The organism is Streptomyces sp. NPDC012935, from assembly GCF_042900345.1.
Taxonomy (GTDB): Bacteria; Actinomycetota; Actinomycetes; order Streptomycetales; family Streptomycetaceae; genus Streptomyces.
In genome coordinates this window covers 613,769-629,296 of sequence record NZ_JBIBBC010000001.1, presented here as the reverse complement: position 1 = coordinate 629,296, position 15,528 = coordinate 613,769, and the positions used below count along the sequence as shown (strand labels likewise).

The 15,528-nt window shown below is 70.5% G+C and carries 15 protein-coding genes; 11 read left to right on the top strand and 4 right to left on the bottom strand.

The annotated features are described in order from the left end of the window. Positions 1 to 6: 6 nt before the first annotated feature. The gene (locus ACFY5C_RS02770) at positions 7 to 333 is read left to right on the top strand and encodes a plasmid stabilization protein (protein WP_328877947.1); all 327 of its coding nucleotides are present in this window, start codon (positions 7 to 9) and stop codon (positions 331 to 333) included. A 3-nt stretch (positions 334 to 336) separates the two neighbouring features. Here ACFY5C_RS02770 and ACFY5C_RS02765 read toward each other — a convergent pair whose 3' ends face one another. Further along, positions 337 to 633 carry a YciI family protein gene (locus ACFY5C_RS02765; RefSeq protein WP_389439640.1) on the bottom strand — a complete coding sequence of 99 codons (297 nt, stop codon included), beginning with the start codon at positions 631 to 633 and terminating at the stop codon, positions 337 to 339. A gap of 62 nt (positions 634 to 695) precedes the next feature. Between ACFY5C_RS02765 and ACFY5C_RS02760 the strand changes: the two genes are divergently transcribed. Together ACFY5C_RS02760 and mmpA are read left to right on the top strand one after the other, a co-directional pair. Further along, on the top strand, positions 696 to 1,394 hold the full coding sequence (locus ACFY5C_RS02760) for an endonuclease V (RefSeq protein ID WP_389439638.1): 699 nt from the start codon (positions 696 to 698) through the stop codon (positions 1,392 to 1,394). A 428-nt stretch (positions 1,395 to 1,822) separates the two neighbouring features. Next, a complete protein-coding gene (gene mmpA / locus ACFY5C_RS02755) occupies positions 1,823 to 1,969 on the top strand; it encodes a morphogenic membrane protein MmpA (RefSeq protein WP_328877944.1) in 147 nt (48 codons plus the stop codon). Positions 1,970 to 1,995: 26 nt separating this feature from the next. On the opposite strand, the gene ACFY5C_RS02750 is transcribed toward mmpA, so the two are convergent. After that, positions 1,996 to 3,177 carry a saccharopine dehydrogenase family protein gene (locus ACFY5C_RS02750; protein WP_389439636.1) on the bottom strand — a complete coding sequence of 394 codons (1,182 nt, stop codon included), beginning with the start codon at positions 3,175 to 3,177 and terminating at the stop codon, positions 1,996 to 1,998. A 91-nt stretch (positions 3,178 to 3,268) separates the two neighbouring features. Between ACFY5C_RS02750 and ACFY5C_RS02745 the strand changes: the two genes are divergently transcribed. The 6 genes from ACFY5C_RS02745 (at position 3,269) to ACFY5C_RS02720 (ending at position 10,464) form a co-directional block, all read left to right on the top strand. Continuing rightward, entirely contained in the window at positions 3,269 to 3,652 is a 384-nt protein-coding gene (locus ACFY5C_RS02745; protein WP_389439635.1) for an MmcQ/YjbR family DNA-binding protein, read from the top strand. Positions 3,653 to 3,788: 136 nt separating this feature from the next. Beyond that, positions 3,789 to 4,955 (top strand): CaiB/BaiF CoA transferase family protein, encoded by a 1,167-nt coding sequence (locus ACFY5C_RS02740; RefSeq protein ID WP_389439633.1) that lies wholly within the window; start codon positions 3,789 to 3,791, stop codon positions 4,953 to 4,955. After that, on the top strand, positions 4,952 to 6,094 hold the full coding sequence (locus ACFY5C_RS02735) for an acyl-CoA dehydrogenase family protein (protein WP_389439631.1): 1,143 nt from the start codon (positions 4,952 to 4,954) through the stop codon (positions 6,092 to 6,094). The genes ACFY5C_RS02740 and ACFY5C_RS02735 overlap by 4 nt, the downstream gene beginning before the upstream one ends. 45 nt (positions 6,095 to 6,139) lie before the next feature. Beyond that, complete coding sequence (locus tag ACFY5C_RS02730; protein ID WP_389439629.1) at positions 6,140 to 7,354, top strand: acetyl-CoA C-acetyltransferase; 1,215 nt, start codon at positions 6,140 to 6,142, stop codon at positions 7,352 to 7,354. 34 nt (positions 7,355 to 7,388) lie between these two features. Then, positions 7,389 to 9,566: a 3-hydroxyacyl-CoA dehydrogenase NAD-binding domain-containing protein gene (locus ACFY5C_RS02725; RefSeq protein ID WP_389439627.1), complete on the top strand. Its 2,178-nt coding sequence runs from the start codon at positions 7,389 to 7,391 to the stop codon at positions 9,564 to 9,566. A gap of 172 nt (positions 9,567 to 9,738) precedes the next feature. Then, positions 9,739 to 10,464 carry an SDR family NAD(P)-dependent oxidoreductase gene (locus tag ACFY5C_RS02720; RefSeq protein WP_389439625.1) on the top strand — a complete coding sequence of 242 codons (726 nt, stop codon included), beginning with the start codon at positions 9,739 to 9,741 and terminating at the stop codon, positions 10,462 to 10,464. Here the strand turns inward: ACFY5C_RS02720 and ACFY5C_RS02715 are convergent. Then, complete coding sequence (locus ACFY5C_RS02715) at positions 10,441 to 11,163, bottom strand: MerR family transcriptional regulator (RefSeq protein ID WP_389439623.1); 723 nt, start codon at positions 11,161 to 11,163, stop codon at positions 10,441 to 10,443. The genes ACFY5C_RS02720 and ACFY5C_RS02715 overlap by 24 nt on opposite strands. A 230-nt stretch (positions 11,164 to 11,393) precedes the next feature. Between ACFY5C_RS02715 and ACFY5C_RS02710 the strand changes: the two genes are divergently transcribed. Together ACFY5C_RS02710 and ACFY5C_RS02705 are read left to right on the top strand one after the other, a co-directional pair. Then, complete coding sequence (locus tag ACFY5C_RS02710) at positions 11,394 to 12,860, top strand: amino acid permease (RefSeq protein WP_389439621.1); 1,467 nt, start codon at positions 11,394 to 11,396, stop codon at positions 12,858 to 12,860. A gap of 248 nt (positions 12,861 to 13,108) precedes the next feature. Next, positions 13,109 to 14,020, top strand: a complete 912-nt coding sequence (locus ACFY5C_RS02705; RefSeq protein WP_389439619.1) for a PfkB family carbohydrate kinase — start codon at positions 13,109 to 13,111, stop codon at positions 14,018 to 14,020. A 14-nt stretch (positions 14,021 to 14,034) separates the two neighbouring features. Here the strand turns inward: ACFY5C_RS02705 and ACFY5C_RS02700 are convergent, their stop codons facing one another. After that, positions 14,035 to 15,528 carry a M1 family metallopeptidase gene (locus tag ACFY5C_RS02700; RefSeq protein WP_389439617.1) on the bottom strand — a complete coding sequence of 498 codons (1,494 nt, stop codon included), beginning with the start codon at positions 15,526 to 15,528 and terminating at the stop codon, positions 14,035 to 14,037.

Genomic DNA, 15,528 nt, shown 5'->3' with positions numbered 1-15,528 from the left:
CCCGACATGCCACGCGGTTCGAGCCCCAAGCGGGAACGCCAGTACGAGCACATCAAGCAGAGCGCCCAGGACCGGGGCGAGAGCACCGGGCGGGCCGAGGAGATCGCGGCGCGCACGGTGAACAAGGAGCGCGCCCGGTCCGGCGAGTCGAAGACCGCCAGCCGCACGTCGACCCAGGACATGTCCTCCGGCAAGCGGGGTGGGCAGCGGTCGGGCAAGGGCTCCCAGGGGCCCACCTACGACCAGCTCTACGAGGAGGCCAAGCAGCGCAACATCCGCGGCCGTTCGGACATGAACAAAACCCAGCTCAAGCAGGCGCTGGGCAACAAGTGAGGCTCAGTCCGACGTCTCGCGGTACCGCTCGAGTTCCGGCGCCGTCTTGGTCGCGTAGAACTCGGTGATGCGGTAGGCGCAGACCCCGGCCGTTACGAACGGGTCGGTCGCGGCGATCTCCTCGATCAGGGCCCGGTCCCCCGCGACGGCGAGGATCACCCCGCCGTCGCGGGGGTTCTTGCGCCCGGACGCCAGGAAATGGCCCCTCTCGTACTGCTCGTCGAGCCACGCCACATGCGCCTCCAGCACGGCGTCGACGGCCTCGATCGGTGCGGTGTACGTCAGCTCCAGCACGAACATGATCGCGAGCCTACCCCTGGGCCGACGGCGGCGGGCCCCCTCGCCGTACGCTCGTGCCCACCATGACGACCGTACCCATCCCCGCGGGCTGGCCCGCGACCGAGGAAGAAGCCCGCGCCGTCCAGGACGAGCTGTGCGAAAGGGTGGTGCTCGACGAGCCGGGGCCACCGCCCGGATCCGGGCATGTGACCGGCGTCGACGTGGCCTACGACGACGAGCGGGACGTGGTGGCGGCAGCGGCGGTCGTGCTGGACGCCGCGACTCTGGAGGTCGTCGCAGAGTCCACGGCCGTCGGCCGGATCTCCTTCCCGTACGTCCCCGGTCTGCTCGCCTTCCGCGAGATCCCGACGGTGCTGGCCGCCCTCGACGCCCTGCCCTGCCCGCCCGGCCTGGTGGTCTGCGACGGCTACGGCCTCGCCCACCCCCGCCGCTTCGGCCTCGCCAGCCACCTCGGCGTCCTCACCGGCCTGCCCACGATCGGCGTCGCCAAGAACCCGTTCACCTTCACGTACGACGACCCCGCCCCCGCGCGCGGCTCGTCCGCGCCCCTCCTGGCAGGCGACGAGGAGGTGGGCCGAGCTCTGCGCACCCGTGAAGCCGTCAAGCCGGTCTTCGTCTCGGTCGGCCACCGCGTGACCCTCACCAACGCCTGCGCCCACACCCTCGCACTGACCCCCGAGTACCGCTTGCCGGAGACGACGCGCAGGGCGGACGGTTTGTGCCGACGGGCGTTGAAGGAGGCGACCGGTACGAGGGCTTAGACCAAGGGGGCGGTACCTGTTCGGGCGCCGGCCCGTGGCGTGGGCCGGGCGGGTGCTCACGGCAGCGGCGGAGGGCCCGGTCCGAAGGCCAGAGATCGAAGCCGCGGTGGCGCAGGGCCGCCAGGGGTCAGTGGAGCCGGGGCAGCGAGGTGCCCGGGCTTCACCTCTCAATGCCGGCCCAGGCCATTCAGCCCGTCCGGTCAATGCCGGTCCAGGCCATTCAGCCCGTCCGGCGTTTGAGGACGAGGCCGTTCAGGCCGACAGCGGGGGTCTGGGGGCGGCAGCCCCCAGGGACGGGACGGGTAGGGGCGGCGGGGGCGACAACCTCCCTGCCCACGACTGACGACAACCGAGCCCGCGGGCTGAGTACATCGTCTGAGTACCCGTACGGATGTCAGCCCCACGGGGTCATCGGCAGGCTGAGCCCCATGGCAACGCACCGTTCCCCCAAGCCCCTCGCCGACCCCGACCGCCCCGTCGAACGTGCCGTGACGGCCGCGCTGGTACTCGCCACGTTGGCCGGGCTCGGCTGGATCGTCGGGATGATCTACACGATCGCGGGGTGGCCGCTCTAGGAGTGGGGGACGGTTGCAGGATCGGTTCAGCGGGTGGCTGCGACCCGGAAGGTGATCCCCGCCGACCGAAGCCGCTCGATCAGGGCGTCTCCCATCGCCACGGCCGTCGTGACCTGACCGGCCGTCGGCGGCAGGTCGTCGAAGGCGAGAGACAGGGCCCCTTCGGCGAACATCTTCGCCGTCTCCCCGTACCCCGGGTCCCCGCCCGACACCTCGGTGAAGACCCGCCGGCCGCCGCCCTCACCCACGAAGCGGACGGAGAACCAGCTCTTCGCGCGCTTCTCCGGGCCGGGCCCCTCGCCCGGCTTGAGCCGGTCGGACAACCAGCGCCGGGCGGGCGGCAGTTGGGCGGCCGTGAAGAGCCCGCCCATCGCCGCGACGCCGCCGAGCGCGATGGGCAGATGCCGGACGGCGGCGTAGTGGCGGTAGCGGAAGTCGGGGCCGTAGCGATCGAGGGCCCGCGCGGACCGCTTGACCACCTGCGGGTCGATCGTCGGCAGCGGCACCGCCCACGCGCCGACCTCCTTGGCGAACCGCGGCGTGCCCGTCGGTGCCTGCGCCCGACGCCCCATCAGCCGCGGCTCGTGCCGGGCACGATCACGCGCGGCGGCGAGCATCTGGCGCCCGCGCGCGAACTGGTTCAGCGCCGACGCGAACGTACCGCCCGAGAAGGTGGCATCGACGGTCACGAATCCGTCCACCGTCAGCGGCACGCCCGCCGGCAGCTGCTGGACGGTGAAGTACGCGCCCAGATCGTGCGGGACGGAGTCGAAACCGCAGGCGTGCACCAGCCGCGCACCCGTCTCCCGCGCGCGTGCGTCGTGCCGGACGTAGGTCCGGTCCACGAACTCCGGCTCACCGGACAGATCGAGATAGTCGGCGCCGGTGTCCGCGCAGGCCGCCACGAGGTCCTCGCCGTACGTCACATAGGGGCCCACCGTCGTGGCCACCACGCGCGCCTGCTCGGCAAGGTGGCGCATCGAGGCCGGATCGGAGACGTCCGCCTCCAGCAGCCCGACCCCCTTGCCGCCGTCCGGAAGCCGGTCGCGCAGCCGCTCCAGCTTCTCCTTGCTGCGACCGGCGATCGCCCAGCGCAACCCCTCGGGCGCATGCGCGGCCAGGTACTCCGCGGTGAGTATCCCGACGAATCCCGTCGCTCCGAAGAGCACGATGTCGTACGGGCGATCCGTCCTGTCCAGCCTGGTCATGACACCCCTCGGTCTCGCAGCACGCGCCGTTGTCGGTGGCCGAGGCTAGCGTGAGGGGTGCGGAGCCCGACGACGAGCCCGGAGGTTAGCGGTGGCCGTGCCCAGGACTGCCCTGAAGAAGTGGGAAAAAGTACGCGAGTTCGCCCTCGGGATGCCGGGCGCCGTCGAGGAGTTCCCGTGGGGCGAGTCGGTCGCGAAGGTCAACAAGAAGGTGTTCGTCTTCCTCGGAGTCGCCGACGGCAGCTATCCGATGGGCGTCACGGTGAAGCTCAAGGACGAGTCGGCCCACGCCCACGCCCTGACCTGCCCGGGTGCCGAGCCCGCCGGCTACGGCCTGGGCAAGTCGGGCTGGGTGAGCATCCCGCTGGAGCAGAAGGGCGCCCCGGCGGCGGAGCTGCTGTGCGACTGGGTGGAGGAGAGCTACCGGGTGATCGCGCCGAAACGGCTGATAGCGGAGCTGGACGGACGCGACTGACCCGATAGGACGGTGACCGGCAGGGAGACCGGCCGGTAAATTGGCTAAGCGCTTGCTCGTCAGGTCTTGTGTCCGCTGGAACACGTTCTTAGCATCACTGGTGTTACATCAGTTGTGTCACGCCAATGGGGGCAGGATGACAACGGCAACGACGCCCGGGCACGGCCCGCTCACCGGCGTGCGCGTGGTCGAGCTGGCCGGGATCGGGCCCGGTCCCTTCGCCGCCATGCTCCTGGCCGACCTGGGCGCCGACGTCGTCCGCGTGGACCGGCCCGGCGGCACGGGACTCGCCATCAACACCGAGTACGACATCACCAACCGCAACAAGCGCTCCGTGATCGTCGACCTGAAGTCCGCCGACGGCGCGGCCCGCGTCCTCGACCTCGCCGCCCGCGCCGACATCCTCATCGAAGGCAACCGCCCCGGCGTCGCCGAGCGCCTCGGCGTCGGCCCCGAGGCCTGCCACGCCCGCAACCCCCGCCTCGTCTACGGCCGTATGACCGGCTGGGGCCAGGAGGGGCCGCTCGCCCAGCGCGCCGGCCACGACATCGCGTACATCGCGCTCACCGGCACCCTCGGCATGATCGGCAGCCCCGACGAACCACCGGCGGTCCCCGCCAACCTGGTCGGCGATTACGCCGGCGGCTCCCTCTACCTCGTCGTCGGCGTCCTCGCCGCCCTCCACCACGCGCGCGCGACCGGCAGCGGCCAGGTCGTCGACGCCGCCATCGTGGACGGCACCTCCCACCTGGCCGCGATGATCCACGGCATGCTCGCCGCCGGCGGCTGGCAGGACCGGCGCGGCGCGAACCTCCTGGACGGCGGCTGCCCGTACTACGGCACCTACGAGACCGCCGACGGGCAGTACATGGCCGTCGGCGCGCTGGAGCCCCAGTTCTACGACGAGTTCGTGACGCTTCTGGAGATCCCCGAACACGCCGGCGCGCGCAAGGACTGGGCCCGCTGGGGCGAGCTGCGCGAGGCTGTCGCGGCCCGCTTCAAGGCCCGTACCCGGGACGAGTGGACGGCCGTCTTCGAGGGGTCCGACGCGTGCGTGGCGCCCGTGCTGTCCCTGAGCGAGGCCCCGCACCACCCGCACCTGGCGGCCCGCGGCACCTTCACCGACCACGGCGGCATCACCCAGCCCGCCCCCGCGCCCCGCTTCTCCGCGACCCCCACCGCCGTACGCACCGGACCCGCCCAGCCGGGTGCCGACACCGCGGACGTGGCACGCGACTGGGACGTACCCGACCTGATGAAGGGCCTCGATGTGGAGGACGCCGGTATGGAGGGCCTCGAATGAAGCGGCAGATCTTCGCCCCCGAGCACGACGCGTTCCGCGCGACCGTGCGCAGCTTCCTGGCCAGGGAGGTGCTGCCGTACTACGCGCAGTGGGAGCAGGACGGCATCGTTTCGCGTGACGCCTGGCGCGCGGCCGGAAAGCAGGGCCTGCTCGGCTTCGCCGTACCCGAGGAGTACGGAGGCGGCGGCACTCCCGACTTCCGCTACAGCGCCGTCCTCGCGGAGGAGTTCACGCGCGCGGGCGCTCCGGGCCTCGCGCTCGGCCTGCACAACGACATCATCGGCCCCTACCTCACCTCGCTGGCCACCGATGAGCAGAAGCGGCGCTGGCTGCCCGGCTTCTGCGACGGCACCCTGATCACGGCCATCGCCATGACCGAACCCGGCGCCGGCTCCGACCTCCAGGGCATCCGCACCCACGCCGAGGACCGCGGCGACCACTGGGTCCTCAACGGCTCCAAGACGTTCATCTCCAACGGCATCCTCGCCGACCTGGTGATCGTGGTGGCGAAGACGACCCCCGAGGGCGGCGCGCACGGGCTGTCGCTGCTGGTCGTCGAGCGCGGCACGGAGGGCTTCGAGCGCGGCCGCAACCTCGACAAGATCGGCCAGAAGGCGCAGGACACGGCCGAGCTGTTCTTCCACGACGTCCGCGTGCCCAAGGAGAACCTCCTCGGCGACCTCGACGGCGCCTTCGTCCACCTGATGACGAACCTCGCGCAGGAGCGGCTGAGCATCGCGGTCTCCGCGATCGCCGCCGCCGAGCACCTGCTGGAGATCACCACCGAGTACGTCAAGGAACGCGAGGCCTTCGGCCGGCCGCTGGCCACCAAGCAGCACGTCCGGTTCGAGATCGCCGAGATGGCCACCGAGTGCGCCGTCACCCGCACCTTCCTCGACCGCTGCATAGCGGACCACGACAACGGCGAGCTCGACGCCGTGCACGCCTCCATGGCCAAGTGGTGGGCGACCGAGCTGCAGAAGCGGGTCGCCGACCGCTGCCTGCAACTGCACGGCGGCTACGGCTACATGAGCGAATTCCCGGTCGCCAGGGCCTTCACCGACGGCCGTATCCAGACCATCTACGGCGGGACGACCGAGATCATGAAGGAGATCATCGGCCGTTCCCTGCTGGGCTGAGTCTCCTTTTTGCTCGGCTGACCCTCATCCCCGAAAGGCTTCCCAGTGAGCACCGAAGCGTACGTGTACGACGCGATCCGCACCCCGCGCGGCCGCGGCAAGGCGAGCGGCGCCCTGCACGGCACCAAGCCGATCGACCTGGTCGTCGGCCTCATCCACGAGATCCGCGACCGCTTCCCGGCCCTGGACCCGGCCGCGATCGACGACATCGTGCTCGGCGTCGTCGGCCCGGTCGGCGACCAGGGCTCCGACATCGCCCGCATCGCCGCGATCGCCGCCGGGCTGCCGGACACGGTCGCCGGCGTGCAGGAGAACCGCTTCTGTGCGTCGGGCCTCGAGGCCGTGAACATGGCCGCCGCCAAGGTCCGTTCGGGCTTCGAGGACCTCGTCCTCGCGGGCGGCGTGGAGTCCATGTCCCGGGTGCCGATGGCCTCGGACGGCGGCGCCTGGTTCAACGACCCGATGACCAACCTCGCCGTCAACTTCGTGCCGCAGGGCATCGGCGCCGACCTGATCGCGACCATCGAGGGCTTCTCCCGCCGCGACGTCGACGAGTACGCGGCGCTCTCCCAGGAGCGGGCGGCGACGGCCTGGAAGGAAGGCCGCTTCGACCGCTCCGTCGTCCCGGTGAAGGACCGCAGCGGCCTCGTCGTCCTCGACCACGACGAGCACATGCGCCCGGGCACCACCGCCGACTCGCTCGCCAAGCTGAAGGCGTCCTTCGCCGACATCGGCGACCTGGGCGGCTTCGACGCCGTCGCGCTGCAGAAGTACCACTGGGTCGAGAAGATCGACCACGTCCACCACGCGGGCAACTCCTCCGGCATCGTCGACGGCGCCTCGCTCGTCGCGATCGGCAACAAGGAGGTCGGCGAACGATTCGGCCTCACCCCGCGCGCCCGCATCATCTCCGCCGCCGTCTCCGGCTCCGAGCCCACCATCATGCTCACCGGCCCCGCCCCCGCGACCCGCAAGGCGCTCGCCAAGGCCGGGCTGACCATCGACGACATCGACCTCGTCGAGATCAACGAGGCCTTCGCGGCCGTCGTCCTGCGCTTCGTGAAGGACATGGGCCTGTCCCTGGACAAGGTCAACGTCAACGGCGGCGCGATCGCCCTCGGCCACCCGCTCGGCGCGACCGGCGCGATGATCCTCGGCTCGCTCGTCGACGAACTGGAGCGCCAGGACAAGCGGTACGGCCTCGCCACGCTCTGCGTGGGCGGCGGCATGGGCATCGCCACGATCGTCGAGCGCATCTGACCCCCTCCCGACGGATCACACGGAGCACCTCCACATGAGCACTGAGTCCACCACCATCCGCTGGGAACAGGACCGCGAAGGCGTCGTCACCCTCGTACTCGACGACCCCAACCAGTCCGCGAACACCATGAACCAGGCGTTCCGCGACTCCCTCGCAGTCATCACCGACCGGCTGGAGGCCGAGAAGGACACCATCCGCGGTGTCATCATCACCTCCGCCAAGAAGACCTTCTTCGCCGGCGGCGACCTGCGCGACCTGATCCGCGTCACACCGGACACCGCGCAGGACCTCTTCGAGGGCGGCATGGCGATCAAGCGCCAGCTGCGGCGCATCGAGACCCTCGGCAAGCCGGTCGTCGCCGCGATGAACGGCGCGGCCCTGGGCGGCGGCTACGAGATCGCTCTCGCCTGCCACCACCGCATCGCCCTCGACGCGCCCGGCTCCAAGATCGGCTGCCCCGAGGTCACCCTCGGCCTGCTCCCGGGCGGAGGCGGCGTCGTGCGCACCGTCCGCCTCCTCGGCATCGCCGACGCCCTGCTGAAGGTCCTCCTCCAGGGCACCCAGTACAACCCGCAGCGCGCCCTGCAGAACGGCCTGATCGACGACGTGGCCGCCACCCAGGAGGAACTGCTCGCCAAGGCCCGCGCCTTCATCGTGGCCCACCCCGAATCGCAGCAGCCCTGGGACCGGCCGGGCTACAGGATCCCCGGCGGCACGCCCGCCAACCCCAAGTTCGCGGCCAACCTGCCCGCCTTCCCGGCCAACCTGCGCAAGCAGACGGCCGGCGCCCCCTACCCGGCCCCGCGCAACATCCTCGCGGCCGCGGTCGAGGGCTCCCAGGTCGACTTCGAGACCGCACAGGTCATCGAGGCGCGCTACTTCGTGGAGCTGGCGGCGGGCCAGACCTCCAAGAACATGATCCAGGCGTTCTTCTTCGACCTCCAGGCCGTCAACTCCGGCGCCAACCGCCCCAAGGGCATCGAACCCCGCAAGGTCCGCAAGGTGGCCGTCCTGGGCGCCGGGATGATGGGCGCCGGTATCGCCTACTCGTGCGCCCGCGCGGGCATCGAGGTCGTCCTGAAGGACGTGGCGCTGGAAGCCGCCGTCAAGGGCAAGGGCTACTCCGAGAAGCTGTGCGCCAAGGCGGTCTCGCGGGGCCGTACGACGCAGGAGAAGGCCGACGCGCTGCTGGCCCGCATCACACCGACGGCCGATCCGCAGGACGTGGCCGGCTGCGACGCGGTCATCGAGGCCGTCTTCGAGAACCCCGAGCTCAAGCACAAGGTCTTCCAGGAGATCCAGGGCATCGTCGAGCCGGACGCGCTGCTGTGCTCCAACACCTCGACCCTGCCGATCACGGTGCTGGCCGAGGGCGTCGACCGCCAGGCCGACTTCATCGGACTGCACTTCTTCTCGCCCGTCGACAAGATGCCGCTCGTCGAGATCATCAAGGGCGAGCGGACCGGCGAGGAGGCGCTGGCCCGCGCGTTCGACCTGGTCCGGCAGATCAACAAGACGCCGATCGTCGTCAACGACTCCCGCGGCTTCTTCACCTCCCGCGTCATCGGCCACTTCATCAACGAGGGCGTGGCGATGGTCGGCGAGGGCATCGAGCCCGCGTCGGTGGAGCAGGCGGCGGCCCAGGCGGGCTATCCGGCCAAGGTCCTGTCCCTCATGGACGAGCTGACGCTCACCCTCCCGCGCAAGATCCGCAACGAGTCGAAGCGGGCCGTGGAGGAGGCGGGCGGCGTCTGGACGTCCCACCCCGCAGAGGCCGTCATCGACCGCATGGTCGACGAGTTCGGCCGCGAGGGCCGCAGCGGGGGAGCGGGCTTCTACGACTACGACGCGGAGGGCAAGCGGGTGGGCCTCTGGCCGGGCCTGCGCGAGCACTTCACCCGCGAGGGCACCCGGATCCCGTTCCGGGACATGCAGGAACGCATGCTGTTCTCCGAGGCCCTGGACACGGTCCGGCTCCTGGAGGAAGGCGTCCTGACGTCGGTCGCCGACGCCAACATCGGCTCGATCTTCGGCATCGGCTTCCCCGGCTGGACGGGCGGCGTCCTGCAGTACATCAACGGCTACGAGGGCGGCGTCGCCGGCTTCACGGCCCGCGCGCGTGAGCTGGCGGAGCAGTACGGCGACCGGTTCGCGCCGCCGGTGCTGCTGGTCGAGAAGGCGGAGAAGGGGGAGCGCTTCGGGGACGAGTGACGCCGGGGACGCGTGACGCCGGGGGCGGCGGGGCAACTTCTCCGCCCCGCCGCCCCTACCCACCCCGCGCCGCAAGGGGATCAGTCCCTTCGGGGAACTGCCTCTTCCGCAAGGCTTGTTGGGGAGCACAGGCCCCCTTGCCGGGTTACTGACGGCTCATCACACTCGCCTCATGGAGACGCGTACCGCACTGGTGACCGGAGCGGCACAGGGCCTGGGGCAGGAGTTCGCCGTCGCGCTCGCCGGACGCGGGTACCGGGTCGCCGGTCTCGACCGCGTTCCGCAGCCGGAGACCGCCGGAAAGATCCTGGACTACGTGGAGTTGACGGCCGACGTCACGGACGAGACCCAGGTGTGCCGGGGACTGGAGCGCGTCATCGACCGGTTCGGCACGCTGCACGTCGTCGTCAACCATGCCGACGTCCAGCCCGAGAGCACCTTCGAGGAGACGTCGGTCGAGGAGTGGCGCCGGATCATGCGCGTCAACCTGGAGGCGCCGTTCCTGGTGACCCGGGCCGCGCTGCCGTACCTGAAGGCGGCCGGCTGGGGCCGGATCGTCAACATCGCCTCGGCGGCCGTACTCACCCCACCGCCCACGATGGTCCCGTACGTCGCCTCGAAGATGGGCCTGATCGGCTTCACGCGTTCCCTCGCCGCGGCCCTCGCGCCGTACGGCATCACCGTCAACGCCATAGCGCCCGGCGCGATCCGCACGGCTCCTGCCGAGCAAAGGGCGGGTGCGGACGGCGGCTTCGAGCCCGTCCGGGACCCGCAGGCGGTGCCGAGGGCGCAGGCACCGTCCGACCTGGTGTCGACGCTGCTCTACGTCGTCGACGAGGGCAGCGGCTTCCTGACCGGGCAGACGCTCAACGTGTCAGGCGGATCGTCCTTCCTCTGAGACGCCGCCCAGCCAGTCCCGCAGCTCCTCGCGCAGGGAGCGCTGAAAGGTCGTCAAAAGGGCCTGCACCACCAGAGGTTGCATATGTGCGGACAGTGACTTCACGTCCTGCGCGGCGCGTTGCGAAACCTCGCCGCGGAAGAGCTGCGCCAACTCGTGCGCGGCGGACCGCGAGTGTTCGATGAGCACCTTGCGCGCCGCGAGGATCGCCTCCTGCGACAGCGGTACGTCCAGCAGCCCGACGCCCAGCCGCAGCAGTCCGAGGTCGACGCGGTAGCCGTCGGCGCCGTCGTCCGGCTTCACCACACCCATCGCGGCCAGCCGCTCCACGTCGTCGTCGCCGAGCGCCCGCCCCGCCCGGCGCTCCAGCTCCGGCCGCGTCACCGTCTCCACGGCGTCCGGCGCCCAGGAGGCCACCACGGCCCGGTGGATGGCGAGGTCATGGGCGTCCAGATCGGGCGGCAGCTGCTGCACATACCGTTCGATCGCGGCGAGCGTCATGCCCTGCTGCTGCAACTCCTCGATGAGCGCCAGCCGGGCCAGGTGCTCGCGGCCGTAGTGGCCCACTCTGCGCGGACCCAGCACCGGAGGCGGCAGCAGCCCTTTGGTGCCGTAGAACCGCACCGTGCGGACCGTCATACCCGCCCGCGCGGCCAGCTCGTCGATCGTGAGGGTCGTCTCCTCGGTGCCGGTCGTCATGTGCAGCAGTATCGCTGTCTCACCGGTGCTGTGACACCTCCGGCGACTCGTGGGGCGCGGCGGCATCACCGTGTGAGATGTAACGCTGTGTGACCTCCGCCACCGCATGAGCCGGGTTTCCTGGGGGAAGGTGAGCCCTTGGTCTGTGCACTTATCCAGCGCACAGGCCATACGCACGTCCGGCCACCCGAGCGCAATCCGCTCGGGCGCACCAGAGAGTGGTACCACCCGTGAGCAAGGACGCCGTGAACACGGCAGTGGCCGCACCCCGCACCGACGCGGCCCAGGTGCCCGCGGATGCGGGCGACGCCGGTTACAGCAAGGACCTCAAGGCCCGCCACGTCAACATGATCGCCATCGGCGGGGCCATCGGCACCGGCCTCTTCCTCGGCGCCGGCGGCCGCCTCCACAACGCGGGCCCGGCGCTGGCGATCGCCTACCTGGTCTGCGGCATCTTCGCCTTCTTCGTGGTGAAGGCCCTCGGCGAGCTCGTGCTCTACCGCCCCTCCTCGGGCTCCTTCGTGTCGTACGCGCGCGAGTTCCTCGGTGAGAAGGGCGCCTACGTCGCCGGCTGGATGTACTTCCTGAACTGGTCGACCACCGGCATCGCCGACATCACCGCGATCGCGCTCTACACCCACTACTGGAGTCTGTTCACGGACATCCCGCAGTGGGTGCTCGCCCTGATCGCCCTGGCGGTGGTCCTGGCGGTGAACCTGATCTCGGTGAAGATCTTCGGCGAGATGGAGTTCTGGTTCGCGATCATCAAGGTCGCCACGCTGGTGGCCTTCATGTTCGTCGGCATCTTCCTGCTGGCCACTCAGCAGGAGGTGGGCGGTACGACGCCCGGCCTGAGCGTGATCACCGACAACGGCGGCGTCTTCCCGCACGGCATGATGCCCGTCGTCCTGGTCATGCAGGGCGTGATCTTCGCGTACGCCGCACTGGAGCTGGTCGGCGTCGCGGCGGGCGAGACCGCCGAGCCGGAGAAGGTCGTCCCGCGCGCGGTGAACTCGATCATGTGGCGCGTCGGCGTCTTCTACGTCGGCTCGGTCGTCCTGCTGGCCCTGCTCCTGCCGGGCTCGGTCTACTCGGCCGACCAGAGCCCGTTCGTGACGGTCCTGTCGAAGATCGGTGTTCCGGCAGCCGGCGACGTGATGAACCTGGTGGTCCTGACGGCGGCGATGTCCTCCCTCAACTCCGGCCTCTACTCGACGGGCCGCATCCTGCGTTCCATGGCGATGGCGGGCTCCGCCCCGAAGTTCACGGCGCGCATGAACCGCAGCCAGGTGCCCTACGGCGGCATCCTGCTCACCTGCGCGGTGTGCGTCCTCGGCGTCGGCCTGAACTACCTCATGCCCAGCCAGGCCTTCGAGATCGTGCTGAACGTCGCCTCCCTCGGCATCATCTCGACCTGGGTGATCATCATGATCTGCCACCTGATCTTCGTCCGCCGCGCCAGGGCGGGCCTGGTGGACCGACCGCACTTCCGCCTGCCCGGCAGCCCGGTCACGGAGATCGCCACGATCGTCTTCCTGCTGGCCTGCCTCGGCATGATGTGGAACGACCCCGAGGTCGGCCGCAAGACCCTCCTCCTCATCCCGGTGATCGCCGCGATGCTGGTCGCCGGCTGGTACGCGCTCCGCCGCAGGGCGAACCGCGCGGAGGACCAGGAGCTGACCGAGCTCACGAAGTAGTCCGAAGGCCGTTGTCAGAGGCGGCATCTACGGTGGCGTCATGTCGGAGATCACGGATGTCCGGGGTGACGCCACCGTTCCGTTGGGCATGCTCGTCAAGGTGATGGCCGAGAGCTTGTCGTCATGCGGTCACGGACGCGCCCCACAGGGGCGCGGGGAACTGCGCGATCAGCCACGTACGACCCGCAGGCACCCGCTGTCCTGGGGGCCTGCGGCGAGAGAACCGTTCACGACCGGGGGGTCCTGAGTTGAGCCGCGACACCGACGTCCTCGTCCTGGGCGGCGCCGGGGTGGACACCATCGTGTACGTCCCCGAGCTGCCGCTCCCGTACGCCGACAGTTACATGATCGACTCAGGGATCCGCACCCGCGCCGGGCAGACCGGGGACTTCGTGGCCGTCGGCCTGAGCAGCCTCGGGCTGCGCACCCATCACGTCGACTTCCTCGGCGATGACCCCGAGGGCGACCTCGTCCGTGCCCTGCACCGCGAGCACGGCATCGCCCTCACCGCGATCCCGCAGCCCGCCGGCACCAAGCGCGCGGTCAACCTGGTCGGGCCGGACGGACGGCGACTGTCCCTTTACGACACGAGCCGCGGATACGCCGAGGACCGCCTGCCGGAAGGGACGGTCCGGGCCCTCGCCGACGCGAGCCGCCATGCCCATGTCTCCATCACCCAACCGTGCGCCCACGCCCTGCCCACCCTCCGCGCGGCCGGTGTCACGCTCTCGACCGACCTGCACAACTGGGACGGCGAGAACCCGTACCACGAGTCGTTCGCCTACGCGGCTGACGTCGTGTTCCTCTCGACGGCCGCCCTGGACGACCCCGTGCGGACCATGCGCCGGATCGCCGAGCGGGGGAGGGCCGAGGTGGTCGTGGCCACGGCCGGAGCCGAGGGCGCCCATCTGCTGACCGACGGCGAGCTCAGTCACGTCCCGCCGGTCCGGCCCGCGGCCCCCGTGGTCGATTCCAACGGCGCCGGTGACGCCTTCGCGGCCGCCTTCCTCTACGGCAGGCTCACCAGCGAGCCACCGCACCGATGCGCGTTGTACGGCGCGGTGGCCGGCGCCCATGCCTGCACGGTGCCGTCGACGCAGACGGCACCGATGGGCCGGGACGAACTCCTCGAGCGCGCCTCCGCGTTCGAGGGTTCATAGGACGCCCCAGGACGTCAGTGTTCGTGCACGCCGTTCGTCGCCGCGATCTTCTTCCAGGACTTCGGCTGCACCAGATCCGTGCCCGACCTGGCGATCGACGCCGCGCGTGCCGCCGGCGCGGCCGGCTTCGACGGCTCGAACAGCCATGTGTCGAAGAGCGCCGCCAGCGGCTGACCGGACACCTGCTCGGCGTACCGCCGGAAGTCGGCCACCGACGCGTTGCCATAGGCGTACTTCTGCGTCCAGCCCTTGAGGATGGCGAAGAACGCCTCGTCCCCGATCTCGTTGCGCAGCGCCTGCAAGGTCAGCGCACCCCGGTCGTAGACCGCGATGTGGAACTGCTTCTCCGGCCCCGGATCCCCGGGCTTGACCGTCCAGAACGCGTCGTCGGCCGCCCGCGAGGCGTACACGTAGTCGGCGATCTCCTGCGCCGTCCCCTCACCCTCGTGCTCCGACCACAGCCACTGTGCGTAGCGGGCGAACCCCTCGTTGATCCAGATGTCCTTCCAGTCCTTCACGGACACCAGGTCGCCGTACCACTGGTGGGCGATCTCATGGACGACGACAGAGGTGTTCGTCCCGTTCGCGAAGTTCGACGGGCTGTAGAACGGCCGGGTCTGCGTCTCCAGCGCGTACCCGGTCTTCGTGTTCGGCACATACCCGCCGAGGGCGTTGTAGGGATACGGCCCGAAGTGCCCGGTCAGCCAGTCGGCGATCTCCCCGGTCCGCTCGATGCTCGCCCGCGCCGCGCCGGCATTGGCGCCCAGGTCCTTGCTGTAGGCGTTGATGACCGGAATGCCGCTCTCGCTCGTCCCCGTGGTCACGTCGAACCGGCCGACGGCGAGCGTGGCCAGATACGTCGCCTGCGGTTTGTCGGAGCGCCAGTTGTACCGGGTCCAGCCCAGGCGTGAACTCGTCGAGTGAAGCGTGCCGTTGGAGATGGCCTGCGTGCCGTCCGGGACCAGCACCGAGACGTCGTACGTCGCCTTGTCGAGCGGGTGGTCGTTGCTGGGGAACCACCACCAGGCGGCTTCGGGCTCGTTCGCCCCGACTCCGCCGTCCGGGGTGCGGTGCCAGCTGGTGAAGCCGTACGCCTCCTTCGACGAGGGCACGCCGCGGTAGCGCACGACCACGGTGACGTCCGTGCCCTTGGCCAGCGGCTTCTTCGGCGTGATCTCCAGCTCGTGCTCGCCCGAGGTCGCGAACGACGCCTTCGCGCCGTTGACCCGGACCTCGCTGACGTCCAGCAGGAAGTCCAGATTGAACCGGGACAGATCCTGCGTGGTCCTCGCCAGCAGGGTCGCCGTCCCCTCCAGCTCGTCCGTGGCCGGCTGGTACTTCAGCCGGAGGTCGTAGTGGGAGACGTCGTATCCGCCGTTGCCGTAGGCCGGGTAGTAGGGGTCGCCGATGCCCGGAGCACCGGGGGAGTGGCTCGCGGCCGACGCCGGGATCGCCAGCATCAGCGAGGCGGCCGCCAGTGCGCCCGGCGCCATGAATCTGCGGTGCAC

Coding starts and splice junctions, on each gene's coding strand:
- ACFY5C_RS02770 (WP_328877947.1), top strand. CDS start 7: ATGCCACGCGGTTCGAGCCCCAAGCGGGAACGCCAGTACGAGCACATC.
- ACFY5C_RS02765 (WP_389439640.1), bottom strand. CDS start 633: ATGTTCGTGCTGGAGCTGACGTACACCGCACCGATCGAGGCCGTCGAC.
- ACFY5C_RS02760 (WP_389439638.1), top strand. CDS start 696: ATGACGACCGTACCCATCCCCGCGGGCTGGCCCGCGACCGAGGAAGAA.
- mmpA (WP_328877944.1), top strand. CDS start 1,823: ATGGCAACGCACCGTTCCCCCAAGCCCCTCGCCGACCCCGACCGCCCC.
- ACFY5C_RS02750 (WP_389439636.1), bottom strand. CDS start 3,177: ATGACCAGGCTGGACAGGACGGATCGCCCGTACGACATCGTGCTCTTC.
- ACFY5C_RS02740 (WP_389439633.1), top strand. CDS start 3,789: ATGACAACGGCAACGACGCCCGGGCACGGCCCGCTCACCGGCGTGCGC.
- ACFY5C_RS02735 (WP_389439631.1), top strand. CDS start 4,952: ATGAAGCGGCAGATCTTCGCCCCCGAGCACGACGCGTTCCGCGCGACC.
- ACFY5C_RS02725 (WP_389439627.1), top strand. CDS start 7,389: ATGAGCACTGAGTCCACCACCATCCGCTGGGAACAGGACCGCGAAGGC.
- ACFY5C_RS02720 (WP_389439625.1), top strand. CDS start 9,739: ATGGAGACGCGTACCGCACTGGTGACCGGAGCGGCACAGGGCCTGGGG.
- ACFY5C_RS02715 (WP_389439623.1), bottom strand. CDS start 11,163: ATGACGACCGGCACCGAGGAGACGACCCTCACGATCGACGAGCTGGCC.